Here is a 14,277-nt window from a genome sequence, read left to right on the forward strand (position 1 = left end):
AAAAAACTTGTCATAATAGATGATTTGTGTAAATATATGTGTCAAGACACCTGTAAAACTGGAGGGTACATATAATAATGGATACATATGACGTCATTGTGATCGGCAGCGGTATTGCGGCTTTGCAAACTGCACTACATGCCAGCAGGACTAAGCGAGTGCTGCTTATTACAAAAACGAAGATCAGAAGCTGCAATACGTATCTCGCCCAAGGGGGAGTAGCTGCTGCACTACCTGAAGAGGATGATGTAGAAAGCCATTCAAATGATACGTTGAATGCCGGCAGATTCCATAATGATGCAAAAGCTGTGGATCGATTGACTTCAAAAGGTGTCGAGGCAGTGCATGAATTAGTTTGTGAAGGGATGAACTTCGATCGTGACCGGCAGGGCCAGCTTGCATTTGGGCTGGAAGGAGCACATAGCAAAAGAAGGATTCTGCATTGCGAAGGTGACTCTACAGGGAAAGCACTCCTAGAATTTCTGTGGGAAAAAGTGATTTCTTCAACAATTGAATATTTGGAGGATTACAGAATCATAGAATTACGCAAAAACATAAAAGGAGAGTGCATCGGAGTGACGGCCAAATCCACTGCAGGAACGGTCTGCTATTTTTATGCATCGGCTACTGTTTTGGCAACAGGAGGCTGCGGCCAATTATATCCGTATACAACCAACCATGAAAATGCTTGCGGGGATGGCTTTGCTTTGGCATTGAAAGCAGGTGCTGCCTTGAAGGACATGGAATTCATGCAATTTCATCCAACAGGGCTTTATTGCCAGGGGGAAGTGAAAGGGCTGGTATCAGAAGCGGTTCGAGGTGAAGGTGCTGTTTTAATAACTGAAGATGGGCGCAGAATTATGAGGAATGTCCATCCGCTGGAGGATCTCGCTCCACGCCATATCGTTTCTCAAACGATTTTCTCGCACTTTGCCCAAGACCGGAACATATTTTTGGATATAGGAAATGTCAATGGTTTCCCGCTAAGGTTTCCGACAATTGCTTCTTTATGTGAAATAAATGGAGTCGATTTGAAAAACGGTCGAATTCCAGTCGCTCCTGCCAGCCATTTTATGATGGGAGGAATCGAAGTCGACACAGAAGGCGCTACGTCGGTGCCGGGTTTATATGCTGTTGGTGAAGTAGCTTGTACAGGGGTTCACGGTGCCAATCGGCTTGCCAGCAATTCTTTGTTGGAGGGGTTGGCATTCGGCAAGGAATTAGGTCTTTATCTTGCAGATAGGCAGATGCCTCGTTTGGATTTGCGGGAAAAGAATAAACCGCCTTATGTAAAAGGATTGGAATTGCCTAGTCTTATGGCAATAAGAGAAAAAATGTTCCATCATGCTGGAATTCTCCGTAACAGAGAAGGATTGTCTGAGTTATTAGATTGGCTGCAGCAATTCCGGTTGACTGATTTGTTGCTTGGTTCATTGGACGAGTGCGATGACGAGGACATTACCGCTGCATGTATGATGCTGACTTCATGGAGCATCGCTCAGTCTGCGATTTTAAGGAAAGAGAGCCGCGGTGCCCATTTGAGGGAGGACTTCAGTGGAGAATCTGCTGATTGGCAAAGGGTTTCAATCGTTATTAGCGGCCTGGATATGGAAGGGAAGGTTATACATGAATACAGTAAAGCTTGAAGAAATGCTTAAGGTATTTTTTATGGAGGATATTGGAGAAAGAGATATGACCTCAACGGCATTATTCGAAGGAAATGAAGCTGGCGAATTCCACTTTATCGCAAAGAGCAACGGAGTATTTTGCGGAACAGAGGTGATCATCCGCGGATTCAGAATGCTTGATGGGCAAGCTGAATTCCGATTTCATGTGCGTGATGGAGAGCCTGTGGAATCGGGTCAGCCAATTGTGGATATTCAAGGAGTTATACCGGCCTTATTGATGGGTGAACGGGTCATTCTTAATTTAATCCAAAGAATGAGCGGGATAGCAACAATGGCTCACAATGCGGCCGCCATATTGCAAGGTACTTCTACTAAACCGTGTGATACCCGTAAGACGGCCCCTGGCCTCAGAATGCTGGAAAAGTATGCTGTAGCATGCGGCGGAGCAAGCAATCACCGTTTCGGCTTATATGATGGCGTGATGATTAAAGATAACCATATCGCCTTTATGGGAGGCATTGCCGCTGCAGTTCAAAAAGCTAAGCAAGCCAATGGCCACATGGTCAAGATTGAAGTCGAAACTTCAACGAAGGAACAGGTTGTGGAAGCTGTAGAAGCTGGAGCGGATATTATTATGTTTGATAATTGCACGCCGGAGCAAGTGGCCGAATTTGTGAAATTGGTGCCGGTCCATTGTGTAACAGAGGCTTCCGGGGGGATTACACTGGACAATTTGGCTGCATACCGAGAGTGCGGTGTGGATTATATTTCCTTAGGGTGCTTGACCCATTCAGTGAAGGCGCTTGATATAAGCGCTAAAGTGAATATGTTGGAGGGACAATAATGAGATTACTAGAAACCGTACTTAATCAAAATCAACTGCCGGTGAAATACAGTGAACTGGATGATCGAAATATACATACTAGAATTGAAGAAATCAAAAAAGAATTAGGGCCCTCACTCTTTATACCAGGCCATCACTATCAGCGCGAAGAGGTGATCAGGCATTGCGATTCAACGGGAGATTCCCTGCAATTGGCACAAGTATCATCCAATCAGAAAGCAGCTGAATACATTGTGTTCTGCGGAGTCCATTTTATGGCGGAGACAGCTGATATACTCACATCTGCCAATCAAAAGGTATTGCTGCCGGATATGCGGGCAGGCTGTTCCATGGCTGATATGGCAAATATGGATCAGACGGAAAAAGCCTGGAATGAATTGCAGACTATATTCGGGGATACAATCATCCCCTTAACCTATGTCAATAGCACAGCGTCCATTAAAGCGTTTGTCGGGCGCCATGGAGGAGCAACGGTCACTTCTTCCAACGCCCATAGCATGTTGCGTTGGGCATTTACACAAAAGGAAAGGGTTCTGTTCCTTCCAGATCAACATTTAGGCAGAAATACAGGTTATGATATGGGGATTCCTTTGGAAGAAATGGCTGTTTGGAATCAAAATGACCTTGCTCTAGAATTTGGGGGATCCATCGATGCATGCAAAATGATTCTTTGGAAGGGGCATTGCTCTGTCCATGAAAATTTTACAGTGAAAAATATTGAAGATGTCAGGGGACGGTATCCTGAAATGAATATTTTGGTGCACCCTGAGTGTTCCAGAGAGGTGGTTGCTTTATCCGATTATAATGGGAGTACAAAGTATATCATTGATTGCATAGAGAGAGCTGAAGCAGGGACCCAATGGGCGATTGGAACAGAGATGAATCTTGTCAAACGTTTAATGGCTGCACATAGTGATAGGACGATCATTTCCTTAAATCCGTACATGTGCCCCTGCCTTACGATGAACCGGATCGACAATAGGCATTTGCTGTGGAGTTTGGAAAGTATCATAGAGGGCAAGCCTGTCAATGTCATTACGGTTCATCCGGAGGTTGCACGGGATGCAAAACAGGCTATCGGCCGGATGCTTGAACGGTCATAAACGAAAAAGGGGACAATAGATCATCTATTGTCCTTTTTTTATACCAATTGTAACGCAGAAGATAGAGTACAAGAATAAATGTAGGAAGATGCATTCATAATTGACTTGTACCCTGCATAAGTTTTCTTGAAAAAGATTAGCACTTTGCCCACTTCTTCATAGTATATATGGACATTTGCATAGGAGGGGAACACCTTGAAGATACACATTGTCCAGAAGGGTGATACGTTATGGAAACTAGCAAAGAAATATGGCGTATCATTTGAGGAATTAAAAAAATCAAACTCGCAATTGAGCAATCCTGACATGATTATGCCTGGCATGAAAATAAAAATACCAGGGGGGTCAGGTTCACAATCCGTGAACATGTCAATGGGGACCCAAAAAGAAGCGCCGATACCTAATTTCACGAAACCAGTGAAGGAAGCCCCCATGCCGCAACCACAAACAATGCAGCCAGTCCAACAGATGCAACAGCCGGTGAAGGAAGCTCCTAAACCAATCAAAGAGGCTCCAATGCCGATAAAAGAAATGCCGAAACCAGTGAAAGCAGCTCCCATCAAAGAAATGCCGAAGCCAGTGCCTCAGCAGCCAATCGTCCAAAAAGAAAAAATAATAATCAAGGAAATGCCTGCGGCGCCGCAGCCTGTCATCCCTGAAGTCGATATCAATAATTATTATATGGTCAATATGGCGAACATGAATGTGCAAAAGCCTGCCGCCAAGCAACAACCGGTACCGCAAGAAAAACCGACTTTGAAACCGGCTGCTCAAAAGCCGGTTGCTGTCCAACAACCTGTAAATGAATGCTATCCGATTATGCCTTCCGCAACAGAGTGTATGCCGATGACACCTGTTATGCCTGGCGCTGGCTTTTGTCCGCCGTATATGCCGGTTCCGCAGCCTTATTATACGCCTTTGCCAGCTCAGGGGAATATGGTCCAGCCAATATACGAGGACAGTTCATACCAACCTTTTTCTAATAGCAATATGATGCCCTATCAGCAACAGATGGCGCCATCATATGGAGCATCGCAAAATGATGTCCTTGAAGTGCCTGAAGTACCGCCGCATCATTTACATCATATGGTGGAATCTTCTTCCCATCCGTATCAAATGCAAATGGGAAAGCAGAATCAACAGCTTCACCCGGCAAATTGGCCGCCGGCATACGGCATGTCAAATCAGTACGCTTCTCCTAATCAGGAAGAAGATTGCGGCTGCGAGGATTCTTCCTCAGTCCATATGCAGCACCATCAAGGCATGCCTAATTACCATGCAATGAATCCATTTGCGGGCAATGAAATGAACCAGCAGATGGCGCAGGCTATGCCTATGCAGCCTGCAAACCAGCCATATTACCAGCCGTATCAAATGAATCAACCTTCCATGCCTATCCAACAATCAAATCCCTTTTATTATCCACAGCAACAAATGCAAGAACAAATGATGCCTGCACAACAAAATATGCCATTCAGCCAGGGTCAGGCGCAAACGCCCTATATGAACCAGCCGCAAATGTATCAGCCATTCCAGCAGCAAATGGAATTTCCGATGCAGTCGGCCTATCCGGAACAAATGCCGGCGGGAAATGGCGCAATGATGCCTCAAATGAACCAGCAAATGATGAGGCATGATATTCAGCCTCCCTTTCTGAATAATGCTCCTTTCGTTAATCAATCAGAAGGTACTTTTACAAGGCAAACGATGGGGAATGCCCCTCAAGCGTTCGATATGCCGAATTATGCGGATGAGAGTAATGGGTAACAAATCCGGCAGCATACGCTATCAAGTGGCTGCGAGCCTCGCTGTTAACAGGGAGAAGCTGCAGATGTTTGAGCGAATGAGGTCGAATGTATATAGAATTGGAACAGATAAAGGGAAATACGTGCTGAAAGGGTTTTCCAGCAAAAACAAACTGGAAGCGCAAAGATCCCTGACAAAAAAATTAAGAAAAAACGGATTCCGGCAAACCTATCGATTTTTATCATCCTTGCCGGATATCCCTTATGGAAAAATGACCTATGCCTGGATCGAGTACTTAGAGCCTTCCAGCGAAAAATTTTCTTATTATACAAAGAAAAACAGGTATTATGGTATGGAACTTCTGCAGCAATTTCACGAAACAACCCGGAAATTCTATAATGACATCCCGGCCAGCTCTTTTGACCAGGTGTACAAATGGCAAGAGCGATTATATACGTTTAAGAAAAACATCGGCATTGTTAAAGGGTATGTTTCGATGAAAAACATCAATCAGTGGATTGAATGGGGAGAAAAATCGTTAAAGGGCCTCGGGGAATATGAGGAATATCTAAATAGGGAACCGACCTGCATCATACATGGCGACGTTGCCCACCATAATTTTTTCGCCGCTAAAAACGGGCAGTTGAATATAATTGATTTTGATTTGATTCACCGGGCGACTCCAATCATCGATTATATCCAGTTTGCCAATAGAATCATGCCATTTGTAAAAGACAGCTCTGAGCTGTTTAGCTATCCGCAATTAAAACGGTACCGGAATAATCCTGCGTTTCTTTATGCAATGCTGTATCCGGCGGATATATTCAGAGAGTGGAATCGGCTGATACGCGAAAATCTGTATAACAATAATGAATACATGCATTCCATCTGGAAAATAACAGTTGAACAATTCCAACAGCGTATGGCTTTATACAAGGAAATTTATAAGAGGATAAACCGTTAACCGGATCCTTGTCCATGTAGGATAGTGATAAAAATAGAGGGACGGAAGGAGAATGAAGGGAAACAATCTTGGGAAGGCTACCTGTATATAGCATTCCTGGAGGTGTTCCCTTAAATGAAAAGACGAATCGGCAAAATAGGATATATTTCGTTTCTTCTTGTAATCCTGCTTCTTTTATATGCTTCAGTATCACTGGGAAAGGGAGGATCCGCGACTGCCAAAGCGGATGAAATTCGAAAGGTCACTTTACAGAAGATTTATTTAGATGGCGAAGTGACAGAAGAAACAGCCGTAAAGGAAACTAAATCAATTGAAGAACTTCATGTAAAATACCATAATTGGAACCTAGTCTTTGAATCAGATAAAGAATTGGTTTATCAGAAGCATATCAATGATATTTCTCCTTTATTGAAGGCCCATGGTTATTTCGGCATAACGGAAGACGGGACGTTATCTATTTTTAACGGGAAACCGACCAATTTAGATGTCATTCAAACCTTTTTTCAATTGGATGTAGATTTGCTTGAGGTAAAAAAACGGGATGAACTTGCTGAAGGTATTAAAGTAAAGGATAAAAAACGGTACCAATCGGTCCTGGAAACGTTTAAGCAGTATAAGGATGAACGGCTCAGATAAAAACAGCAGATAAAGAAGAACTGGAAGCGGGAGTATCGCCACCAGTTCTTTTTCATAGGAAAAATTTCCGTATCAAAAAGAATGGGTTTATCCCATGTACATATGAAGGCATTTAGGTCATAATAAGGATAGCGAAAGTGAACATTTGTTTGCATTTGGATGCGGGCGCTAAACGGGCGTTTCCGTTTTCCATATGTTAAAATGTTTACTGTTTAGAATGGGAGAGAAAGAGTTTGTACGATTATATTAAAGGAAATGTAGAGTTCGTCGGACCTCATTATATAGTGATTGACAACGGCGGGATCGGGTATCGCATTATGACACCTAATCCTTTTGTTTTTTCAGTAAACAAAGAAGAGGTGAAGGTTTTTACCTATCACTATGTCCGTGAAGATATTTTTGCCTTATATGGGTTTTGCACTCAGGAGGAAAAGGCATTGTTTGAAAAACTCTTGAATGTGACGGGTATTGGACCAAAAGGCGCCTTAGCCATCCTTGGATCCGGAAAGGTCGACCAGGTGGTCCAGGCAATCGAGAATGAGGATGAGGCATTTTTGGTCAAATTCCCTGGTGTCGGCAAGAAAACGGCCCGCCAGATGATTTTGGATCTGAAAGGGAAACTTGAGCATATTGTGCCCGACTATTTTCCGAATCTATTTAATGATGTATTGGAGGCTGCTGCTTCCGGGGAAAATGCCGGTTTGGAGGAAGCTATGGAAGCGTTGAAGGCGCTTGGATATTCTGACCGTGAAGTTTCGAAAGTGAAGAAGCAATTGCAAAAAGAACAAAAAACAACAGAAGAATATATTAAGGCTGCCCTGCAGCTTTTATTGAAGTAGGAGGTGTACAGTATGGAAGAACGCATTATTCAAAGTGGGGCGGAGACAGAGGAACTATCTTTCGAGCAGAGCTTGAGGCCGATGGAATTAAAGCAGTACATCGGTCAAAGCAAGGTGAAAGAGAACCTTGAAATTTTTATTGCGGCGGCCAAACTGCGTCAGGAAACATTGGACCATGTTCTTCTTTACGGCCCTCCGGGATTAGGAAAAACGACACTCGCTGCCATTATTGCCAATGAAATGGGCGTAAATATCCGGACAACTTCCGGACCGGCAATCGAACGGCCGGGGGACCTGGCCGCCATTCTTACGGCCTTGGAGCCTGGAGATGTATTGTTTATTGATGAAATCCATCGGTTGCCCCGTGCTGTCGAAGAGGTGCTGTATCCAGCAATGGAAGATTTTTGCCTTGATATTGTCCTCGGCAAGGGCCCGCAGGCGAGAAGTGTGCGTTTGGATCTCCCTCCGTTTACGCTTGTAGGCGCCACCACGAGGGCAGGCTCACTCTCAGCCCCTCTCCGTGACCGCTTTGGTGTATTGAGCCGTTTAGAATATTATACGGAAGATCAGCTGCAGAGCATTGTCATCCGTACATCAGAGATATTGCAGACTGAAATGGACGAACAGTCAGCCCTAGAAATTGCCCGAAGATCGAGGGGAACGCCACGGATTGCTAACCGCCTTTTGCGCCGTGTCCGGGATTTTGCCCAAGTGAAAGGGGACGGTGAAATTACTATCGACCTTGCCCGTTATTCCCTTGAGCTTATGCAGGTCGATAGGCTGGGCCTTGACCATATCGATCATAAGCTGCTTATGGGAATCATTGAAAAATTTAGGGGTGGGCCTGTCGGGGTGGAGACGATCGCTGCAAGCATCGGTGAAGAATCTACAACTATAGAAGACGTATATGAACCTTATTTATTGCAGATTGGATTTTTGCAGCGTACACCGAGGGGAAGACTGGCTACGATGGCAGCTTACGAGCATTTTGGGCTGGAGCTGCCGCAGCAGCCATGAAGCTTGCTGGTGGATATTTTATATAAAAAGAGGAACCAGTCCTTTTTATTTTCCGATCGTTACGAGTATAATAGTTAGTGTTGTTCTGTCTGCCATTTAATATGTACTTGGCAAATAGAAGTAATATCATCAAGAAAGATGAAAATAATAGTTATAACAGGATGTGACAGCATTGAAAGTCGATTTATTTGACTTCCATTTACCGGAGGAATTGATTGCTCAAACTCCTTTGAAGAATCGGGAAGCCAGCCGTTTGATGGTCCTGGACCAAAAAACAGGCGAAACCAAAGATGAAGTATTTAGTGATATAGTCAACCATTTGAATGAGGGCGATTGCCTTGTTTTAAATGATACAAAGGTATTGCCGGCCCGCTTGTTCGGCATGAAGGAAGATACAGGCGCCAAGGTGGAAATGCTTCTTTTGAAACAGGATGAAGAAGATGTATGGGAAGTGCTGATTAAGCCTGCGAAAAGAGTGCGGAAGGGAACTATCATCACGTTTGGCGATGGCGAGCTGAAAGCGGAATGCATCGGTGAGCTTGAGCAAGGCGGAAGAATTGTGAAGTTCAATTATGACGGCATTTTTTATGAAGTGCTTGACCATCTTGGAACAATGCCATTGCCGCCTTATATTAAGGAACAGCTGGACGACCAGGACCGATATCAGACGGTATACGCTAAAGAGAGAGGATCGGCAGCTGCGCCGACAGCAGGCCTCCATTTCACCGAGAGACTGCTTGATGAAATCCGGGAGATGGGTGTCCATGTGGCATTTATTACCTTACACGTAGGATTGGGCACTTTCCGCCCTGTCAGTGTTGAGGATATTGACAACCATGACATGCATGCGGAATACTATCATATGGATGAAGAAACGGCTGCTTTATTGAATAAAGTAAGAAGTGACGGCAAACGGATCATTACAGTCGGGACGACTTCTACACGTACGCTGGAGACAATCGCAAGCAAATACGATGGAGTGTTTAAGGCCGAAAGCGGCTGGACCGATATCTTTATATTCCCCGGATATGAATTTAAGGCAATTGATGGGATGATTACTAATTTCCACTTGCCTAAGTCGACGTTAATGATGCTGATTTCTGCCTTGGCCGGAAGAGAGCATGTACTAGAAGCATACGAGAAAGCCGTCCAAAAGAAATACCGTTTCTTTAGTTTCGGTGACGCTATGTTGATCATCTAGGCAAAAAAGAAAGGAAGAAACGAATTTGACAGCTATACGCTATGAATTGATTAAAACTTGTAAACAGACAGGTGCTAGGCTTGGACGTGTCCATACTCCGCACGGATCCTTCGATACGCCTGCTTTTATGCCAGTCGGTACTTTGGCAACTGTAAAAACAATGTCCCCTGAAGATTTAAAAGAGCTTGGCGCGGGCATAATATTGAGTAATACCTATCATTTATGGCTGCGCCCAGGCCATGATATTATCGAAGAAGCCGGCGGCCTTCATAAATTCATGAATTGGGACCGCGCTATTTTGACTGATTCAGGCGGCTTCCAAGTATTCTCCTTGAGCGAGTTTCGTAAGATCGAAGAAGAAGGCGTCCATTTCAGAAACCACCTAAATGGGGACAAGTTATTTCTTTCCCCGGAAAAAGCAATGGAAATCCAAAATGCATTAGGCTCTGATATAATGATGGCTTTCGATGAATGCCCTCCGTTTCCGGCTACCTATGAATACATGCAAAAGTCGGTAGAAAGAACCTCTCGCTGGGCAGAAAGATGCCTTAAAGCGCATAAACGCCCTCAGGATCAAGGGTTATTCGGCATTGTCCAGGGCGGTGAGTTTGAGGAATTGCGCAAACAAAGCGCTAAGGATTTGGTTTCGTTGGATTTCCCGGGCTATGCCATCGGCGGATTGTCTGTTGGGGAACCAAAAGACATAATGAACCGGATGCTTGAATACACCACTCCATTATTGCCAAGCGGCAAGCCTCGTTATTTGATGGGCGTAGGCTCTCCTGATTCATTGATTGATGGAGCTATTCGCGGAGTGGACATGTTCGACTGCGTATTGCCGACTCGAATTGCACGTAATGGGACATTGATGACAAGCAATGGCCGCTTAACTGTGAAAAATGCCAAATATGCCCGTGATTTCGGCCCAATTGATGAAAACTGCAATTGCCATGTTTGCCGCAATTATAGCAGGGCTTATATTCGCCATTTGATTCGATGTGAAGAAACATTTGGAATTCGACTTACTACTTATCATAACCTCTATTTTCTGTTAAACTTAATGAAGCAAGTCAGACAAGCGATTATGGATGATCGTTTGGGCGACTTCAGAGAAGAGTTTTTCGAACAATATGGTTTCAATAAGCCTAATGCGAAGAATTTCTAAAACTAACGATAAGTAAATTTACTTGAAAGGAGTTGAAATGAATGCAATTTCTTAGCACAATTGGACCATTATTATTAATGTTCGTCTTGTTCTATTTCTTGTTGATCCGTCCTCAACAAAAGAGGCAAAAAGCTGTGGCAACTATGCAAAATGAATTGTCAAAAGGTGACAAGATTGTGACAATCGGTGGATTGCACGGTACTGTCGATGCAATCGATGAAAACAAAGTAGTATTGCGTTGTGGAGATGGTAGCCGTCTTACATACGACCGCCAAGCGATTCGCGAGGTAGTCGAAAAAGGTACGACAGTTGTATAATCCAATAAAAAAACCTTCCGTTCTGGAAGGTTTTTTAATTTAATCATTTGCTGATCCACCGGACAGATTGACTCCTAGAATGCCCCCCATCATACAAACCACAATATAACAAAGGGATTGAATCCATTCCCTGGCCGTAAAAGCCTGGTCATGCCCCAAATATTGAAATAGCAGAAGAATGACTGTATAAAGCAATCCTGAAGCTCCGCCAAGAAGCCATCCTTGTTTTTTTCCTTTACCTCCTGAAATAAGACCGCCGATAAATATGGCTATGAAAGAAAGGATAAGAATAATGTAAGAAAGCGATGACTCTGTTAAGGAAGTAAAACGTAACAGTATTGAGAAAATCAGGCTAAAGGCTAAGGCGATTATAAAAATGCTGATGGTTCCGTACAGAATGGCGGAACCTAGTTTGCGTGTCTCCATAAAATTCCCCTTTCTGGCTCGCAATGGCTTTGTACAAGCATATGTGACTTGCATGAATAATAGAACGGGAGGGCATACTAACTTTTTAAAGCCAATAAGGGCGGTTAATGTGAAACAAAAGGCGGGACTTTTGAATGGAAATGATCGGATATATCAGTTTTCGGACGATTATTATGTATTTTATTATTTTGTTCATATTCAGGATGATGGGCAAACGGGAGATCGGCGAACTGGGAATACTGGACCTAATTATTTTTATGATGATTGCAGAATTAGCGGCAGTTGCAATCGAAGATACAAAGATTTCGTTATTAGAAGTCATTTGGCCGATGGTTATCCTTTTGGTGATACAAATGACACTCGCTTATATCTCACTAAAAAGTAGAAAAGTGCGCCAATGGCTTGACGGCAAACCAAGAATTATTATTTATAATGGCAAAATTGATGAAAAAGCTATGAAAAAAGAACGTTATAATTTTGATGATTTATTGCAGCAACTTCGGGAAAAAGACATTTTTTCAGTCGAGGAAGTAGCTTTTGCCATTCTTGAATCCACAGGAGAGCTTTCTGTTATGAAAAAGGAAAATGCTGACAATTCAAAAGAACAGCAGTTGCCGCTGCCATTGGTCCTGGATGGATCCATCCAGGAGGAGAACCTTCAGAAATTGGACATCTCATATGATTGGCTGATTAAGCAATTAGCCAAAAGAGGATACGCAGATGTCAGCAACATCTCATTTTGCTCTTTTCAAAATGGCCGATTTTCCATAGATGAGATAGACAAATGAGGTTTTACCTTCTCCTCCGGGATGGAAAAAAGAGTTGCAGCTCACGCCATGTAATCACTTTTGTCAATAGGCAGAGAGTCAGGAAAATAAGGCAGATGACCCCGATAGAGAGGTATAGGGAATAGCTGCTCTCCACATGCGTATAGCAATAATGCCCAGCGAAGCCTGACAGGACAGTTATAAGCAAAGTCATCGCATAATTCGTGATATCCAGTGAGATCGGAATAACCTTAGAGATAGTGGCAAAGTGCAGGAAAGTGACCAATACAATACTAGCGGCGAATCCGATGGCTGTGCCCATAATGCCGAACTGCGGCTGTGAAGAAAGGGCAAAGATAAATGCCAATTTGATCAATGCGCCTGCCAGGCTATTGAACATGGCGGCTTTTGCTAAATTTAATGCTTGTAAAACAGCTTGTAAGGGCATCTGATAATAAGAAAATATAAAAATCGGTGCCAGGTAGGTGATATAAATGCTAGCTTCTGTTTTTCCATACATCAGTGTCATAATCGGGTCGGCAAAAACGAATAAAACTACAACTGCCAGGCACCCTGTAATAAATGTGACACGTAATGCTTGGTGCAGCCTGTGTGTGACAAGTGTCAGATTGTTCGAAGCAGAAGCCTCGCTGATGGCCGGGACCAAGGATGTGGATAACGCAAATGTTATAAAGGAAGGAAGCATGAGCAAGGGCAAGGCATAGCCTGTCAATTCCCCATACTGCCTTGTGGCCATCTCCGCTGTTACTCCGGCAATTGCTAGGCTTTGGGCTACGACAATTGGCTCGAAAAACCAGGATACATTTCCAATCATCCTGCTTCCGGTAGAGGGCAAAGCAATTCCAAGCAGCTGTGCCAATGTCCCTTTTCCGTTTTTGACGGCACTGAAAAATCCCTTTCTGAAGCGGAAGTGTTTTTTTAGTTTAAAAAAGGTCAACAAATAGAATAAGGATGCCAGCTCTCCGACAACCGATGCTCCCATTGCGGCGGCAGCGGCATATTCGACTCCGTATGGCAAAAAGGCCTTTGTGGCTGTGGCGATTAAGCCGATTCGGACAATCTGCTCCAATACCTGTGAAAAGGCAGCTGGCTTCATATTCTGCTTGCCTTGGAAATAGCCCCGGATCACGGATGAAACAGCGACAACCGGTATGATTGGCGATATAATGATCAAAGGCCACATTATTCGTTCATCTGTAAATAACGTCTGTGATAACCATGGCGCCGCCAGGATTAAAGCAGGAGTAAAAAGAATGGAGAGCCCAAGTGTAATGCTTAATGAAACAACTAGAATTCTTTTGATTCTTCTTTCATCCCCGGCTGTATTGGCTTCGGCTACGTATTTTGCAATCGCGACAGGCAGCCCCAATTGGGTGACCGTTATCACGAGAAAGAGAGAAGGCATTGCCATCATGTAAAGCCCGACCCCTTCACCGCCGATTACCCTGGCTACTACAATGCGGTTTATGAACCCCAAGATCCGCGTCACAAAGCCAGCGGCAAGTAATATAAGAGTTCCACGAAAAAATTTAGACATTTATTAACGACCCGCCTTCTCAAAATTGTCATAATACTCTACAATCATTTATATGCACTAAGGTGG

Annotated in this window: 14 protein-coding genes and 1 pseudogene; 13 read left to right on the top strand and 2 right to left on the bottom strand. The window is 43.8% G+C overall.

Annotated elements, in window-relative coordinates:
• Window positions 1-77: 77 nt before the first annotated feature.
• The 12 genes and pseudogenes from nadB to yajC all read left to right on the top strand — a co-directional run bounded on the left by nadB (window position 78) and on the right by yajC (window position 11,460).
• Complete coding sequence (gene nadB / locus ABC357_RS03545) at window positions 78-1,646, top strand: L-aspartate oxidase (RefSeq protein ID WP_412886175.1); 1,569 nt, start codon at window positions 78-80, stop codon at window positions 1,644-1,646.
• Complete coding sequence (gene nadC, locus ABC357_RS03550; protein WP_412886176.1) at window positions 1,627-2,472, top strand: carboxylating nicotinate-nucleotide diphosphorylase; 846 nt, start codon at window positions 1,627-1,629, stop codon at window positions 2,470-2,472. Before nadB ends, nadC begins: the two co-directional genes overlap by 20 nt.
• Window positions 2,472-3,575 carry a quinolinate synthase NadA gene (gene nadA / locus ABC357_RS03555; protein ID WP_412886177.1) on the top strand — a complete coding sequence of 368 codons (1,104 nt, stop codon included), beginning with the start codon at window positions 2,472-2,474 and terminating at the stop codon, window positions 3,573-3,575. The genes nadC and nadA overlap by 1 nt, the downstream gene beginning before the upstream one ends.
• Before the next feature lie 195 nt (window positions 3,576-3,770).
• Window positions 3,771-3,908, top strand: a pseudogene (gene safA, locus ABC357_RS03560) (SafA/ExsA family spore coat assembly protein); the annotation flags it as partial.
• 1,426 nt (window positions 3,909-5,334) lie between these two features.
• Window positions 5,335-6,285 (top strand): phosphotransferase, encoded by a 951-nt coding sequence (locus ABC357_RS03565; protein ID WP_412886178.1) that lies wholly within the window; start codon window positions 5,335-5,337, stop codon window positions 6,283-6,285.
• A 114-nt stretch (window positions 6,286-6,399) separates the two neighbouring features.
• Window positions 6,400-6,921 carry a BofC C-terminal domain-containing protein gene (locus ABC357_RS03570; protein ID WP_412886179.1) on the top strand — a complete coding sequence of 174 codons (522 nt, stop codon included), beginning with the start codon at window positions 6,400-6,402 and terminating at the stop codon, window positions 6,919-6,921.
• 233 nt (window positions 6,922-7,154) lie between these two features.
• A complete protein-coding gene (gene ruvA / locus ABC357_RS03575; RefSeq protein ID WP_412886180.1) occupies window positions 7,155-7,760 on the top strand; it encodes a Holliday junction branch migration protein RuvA in 606 nt (201 codons plus the stop codon).
• Window positions 7,761-7,772: 12 nt separating this feature from the next.
• Complete coding sequence (gene ruvB / locus ABC357_RS03580) at window positions 7,773-8,777, top strand: Holliday junction branch migration DNA helicase RuvB (RefSeq protein ID WP_412886181.1); 1,005 nt, start codon at window positions 7,773-7,775, stop codon at window positions 8,775-8,777.
• Entirely contained in the window at window positions 8,749-8,877 is a 129-nt protein-coding gene (locus ABC357_RS03585; RefSeq protein WP_412886182.1) for a DUF2905 family protein, read from the top strand. The genes ruvB and ABC357_RS03585 overlap by 29 nt, the downstream gene beginning before the upstream one ends.
• Before the next feature lie 72 nt (window positions 8,878-8,949).
• Window positions 8,950-9,978, top strand: coding sequence for a tRNA preQ1(34) S-adenosylmethionine ribosyltransferase-isomerase QueA (queA, locus tag ABC357_RS03590; RefSeq protein WP_412886183.1), 1,029 nt, complete (start codon window positions 8,950-8,952; stop codon window positions 9,976-9,978).
• A gap of 25 nt (window positions 9,979-10,003) precedes the next feature.
• Window positions 10,004-11,143, top strand: coding sequence for a tRNA guanosine(34) transglycosylase Tgt (tgt, locus tag ABC357_RS03595; protein WP_412886184.1), 1,140 nt, complete (start codon window positions 10,004-10,006; stop codon window positions 11,141-11,143).
• A gap of 41 nt (window positions 11,144-11,184) precedes the next feature.
• The gene (yajC, locus tag ABC357_RS03600; RefSeq protein WP_412886185.1) at window positions 11,185-11,460 is read left to right on the top strand and encodes a preprotein translocase subunit YajC; all 276 of its coding nucleotides are present in this window, start codon (window positions 11,185-11,187) and stop codon (window positions 11,458-11,460) included.
• Between the two features lie 39 nt (window positions 11,461-11,499).
• Here yajC and ABC357_RS03605 read toward each other — a convergent pair whose 3' ends face one another.
• Entirely contained in the window at window positions 11,500-11,886 is a 387-nt protein-coding gene (locus ABC357_RS03605; RefSeq protein ID WP_412886186.1) for a TIGR04086 family membrane protein, read from the bottom strand.
• Between the two features lie 134 nt (window positions 11,887-12,020).
• Between ABC357_RS03605 and ABC357_RS03610 the strand changes: the two genes are divergently transcribed.
• Complete coding sequence (locus tag ABC357_RS03610; protein ID WP_412886187.1) at window positions 12,021-12,674, top strand: DUF421 domain-containing protein; 654 nt, start codon at window positions 12,021-12,023, stop codon at window positions 12,672-12,674.
• Between the two features lie 4 nt (window positions 12,675-12,678).
• On the opposite strand, the gene spoVB is transcribed toward ABC357_RS03610, so the two are convergent.
• Window positions 12,679-14,211 (bottom strand): stage V sporulation protein B, encoded by a 1,533-nt coding sequence (spoVB, locus tag ABC357_RS03615; RefSeq protein WP_412886188.1) that lies wholly within the window; start codon window positions 14,209-14,211, stop codon window positions 12,679-12,681.
• Between the last annotated feature and the right edge of the window lie 66 nt (window positions 14,212-14,277).

Source organism: Bacillus kalamii (assembly GCF_047238185.1).
Taxonomy (GTDB): domain Bacteria; phylum Bacillota; class Bacilli; order Bacillales; family DSM-1321; genus Bacillus_AD.

Bases quoted from the DNA above. Each gene is read 5' to 3' on its own strand.
- ABC357_RS03570 (WP_412886179.1), top strand. From the start codon at position 6,400: ATGAAAAGACGAATCGGCAAAATAGGATATATTTCGTTTCTTCTTGTA.
- nadB (WP_412886175.1), top strand. From the start codon at position 78: ATGGATACATATGACGTCATTGTGATCGGCAGCGGTATTGCGGCTTTG.
- ABC357_RS03565 (WP_412886178.1), top strand. From the start codon at position 5,335: ATGGGTAACAAATCCGGCAGCATACGCTATCAAGTGGCTGCGAGCCTC.
- nadC (WP_412886176.1), top strand. From the start codon at position 1,627: ATGAATACAGTAAAGCTTGAAGAAATGCTTAAGGTATTTTTTATGGAG.
- spoVB (WP_412886188.1), bottom strand. From the start codon at position 14,211: ATGTCTAAATTTTTTCGTGGAACTCTTATATTACTTGCCGCTGGCTTT.
- yajC (WP_412886185.1), top strand. From the start codon at position 11,185: ATGCAATTTCTTAGCACAATTGGACCATTATTATTAATGTTCGTCTTG.
- ruvB (WP_412886181.1), top strand. From the start codon at position 7,773: ATGGAAGAACGCATTATTCAAAGTGGGGCGGAGACAGAGGAACTATCT.
- ABC357_RS03610 (WP_412886187.1), top strand. From the start codon at position 12,021: ATGGAAATGATCGGATATATCAGTTTTCGGACGATTATTATGTATTTT.
- nadA (WP_412886177.1), top strand. From the start codon at position 2,472: ATGAGATTACTAGAAACCGTACTTAATCAAAATCAACTGCCGGTGAAA.
- ABC357_RS03605 (WP_412886186.1), bottom strand. From the start codon at position 11,886: ATGGAGACACGCAAACTAGGTTCCGCCATTCTGTACGGAACCATCAGC.